The organism is Peribacillus sp., assembly GCF_059453735.1.
Genome location: NZ_JAZVJO010000485.1, coordinates 1 through 2,168 on the forward strand (window position 1 = coordinate 1; position 2,168 = coordinate 2,168).

3 protein-coding genes are annotated in these 2,168 nt (G+C 38.1%); all 3 read left to right on the forward strand.

Annotated features, from left to right (window positions below):
* Positions 1–491, forward strand: a 491-nt coding sequence (locus AC52RT_RS15915; RefSeq protein ID WP_495541648.1) for a pseudouridine synthase, incomplete at its 5' end; no start/stop codon positions are given.
* Positions 492–601: 110 nt separating this feature from the next.
* Positions 602–1,132, forward strand: coding sequence for a thiol-disulfide oxidoreductase ResA (gene resA / locus AC52RT_RS15920; RefSeq protein WP_495541649.1), 531 nt, complete (start codon positions 602–604; stop codon positions 1,130–1,132).
* A 15-nt stretch (positions 1,133–1,147) separates the two neighbouring features.
* Positions 1,148–2,168: cytochrome c biogenesis ResB family protein (locus tag AC52RT_RS15925; protein ID WP_495541650.1), on the forward strand; the 1,021-nt coding region annotated here is incomplete at its 3' end.

The window sequence follows — 2,168 nt, forward strand, 5'->3', positions numbered from 1 at the left end:
AAAACAGAAAAGTTGTAACAGATTTTTTCCCAGAGATCCCAGAAAGAATTTATCCGGTTGGACGTTTGGATTACGATACATCAGGATTGCTGATTTTAACGAATGATGGTGAATTTGCAAATATTATGATGCATCCGAAACATGAAGTAGAAAAAATCTATGTGGCGAAAGTAAAAGGAATGCCATTCCGTGAAGATCTTAAAAAACTGGAAAAAGGAATTAAGCTAGAGGATGGAGTAACAGCTCCGGCCAAGACTAAAGTACTTTCAGTCGATAAACAAAAACAAACTTCAATTATTGAAATCACGATTCACGAAGGTAAAAATCGACAAATACGCCGTATGCTTGAAGCAATTGGCTATCCTGTTATAAAGCTTAAGCGTGAACAATATGGATTCCTTACATTACATGGTTTATCTGCCGGTGATTCAAGAGAACTGACACCGCATGAAGTTAAACTGCTTCGTTCAATGGCAATGAAGGAAAAATAACAGCAGTATGGTAAGATATGTCACAGATTCTTCACGTTTGTTAACACTATCACCGTGTTGTTAAATGTTATAATAGAAGGGAATTTTTACTGTACGGCGGGGGGACACAAATGAATAAGAAAAAACGACGTCTGATCATGAGAACCATTATCTTGGCAATATTGGTTCTAGCTTTGGTGTATACGCTTTATGCTAACTTTACCAAAGACAGTAACCAGACGATTCAAAAAGGAGATACAGCTCCTGATTTTGCACTGGTTGACTTAGAAGGAAACAAACATAAGCTATCAGATTATAAGGGACAGGGGATTTTTCTGAATTTCTGGGCTACATGGTGTAAACCATGTGAATACGAAATGCCATATATGGAAAACCAATATCAATACTATAAGGATCAAGGAGTGCAGATTTTGGCCGTCAATGTGGATGAATCAACATTAGCTGTTGAAAAATTTGTCAAAAGGCATAACCTTACATTCCCAGTAGCAATTGATAAAGGCAGTCAAGTTTTAGCAGCTTATGGTGTGGATCCACTGCCTACTACTTTCTTAATAGATAAAGAAGGGAAAGTAGTAGATGTACTTTCGGGCAGCTTGTCCGAAACTGCTATTCAACAGCATATGGAGAGTATTAAGCCTTAATGGGGAGTTTTAAACATGAATGATATTAAATGTGAATGCGGGCATGTCAATCCGTATGGCACCATTCTTTGTGAGAAATGCGGACGTTTGCTAGATGAAACACAAAAAGATAGTAAGCTCATTGATATGCGATATGAAGGCGGAGCCAGGCGGTCTCAAACGTATAACAAAACGATTATTGATAAAATATGGAATTTCTTTTCTTCTGTAAAAATTGGAATCTGGCTGATTGTACTCGTATTAGCGGCGTCTGCCATTGGCACCATATTGCCTCAAGAAATGTACATACCTAAAACGATGACGGCAGCAGAATATTATGAAGAAACATACAGCTGGTTTGGGAAGCTTTATTATCTCTTAGGGTTCCATAATTTATACAGTTCGTGGTGGTACCTAGTTTTGATTGCGTTCCTCGGTATGTCGCTGACGATTGCTAGTATTGACCGAATCGTACCGCTTTATCGCTCATTGACGAAACAAAAGGTAGAGCGTCATGAAGGGTTTATGAAAAGACAGCGGATATTTGGCGTTACTGAAACGGACCAAACGAATACCGCGGACCTTAAACAACGATTGGAAAAACAGCGATATAAAGTCCGTGAAGAGAATGGCAGCCTGCTTGCTGAAAAAGGCCGTTTTGCCAGATGGGGTCCATATGTCAATCATTTGGGCTTAATATTATTCTTACTCGGCGGTATGCTGCGATTTGTACCTGGAATGTATGTGGATGAAATCCTCTGGATTCGTGAGGGAGAAACGAAATCAATTCCTGGTACAGATGGTAAATATTTTCTTAAAAATGACGAATTCATTCTCGAAGTCTATGATAAAGATGATAAAGATTTCTCTGAAGCTATTGAACGTACCGGAACAGTAGCTAAGAACTATCAATCTAATGTCACGCTGTATGAAAAAGATGGTGAAACACTTCCTGGTGAAGAAGTCAATTTGAAGAAAATAAAAGATGCTCAAATTAAAGTCAATATTCCATTGAAGCATGATCATTATGCGTTGTATCAAATGGATTATAAAAAAG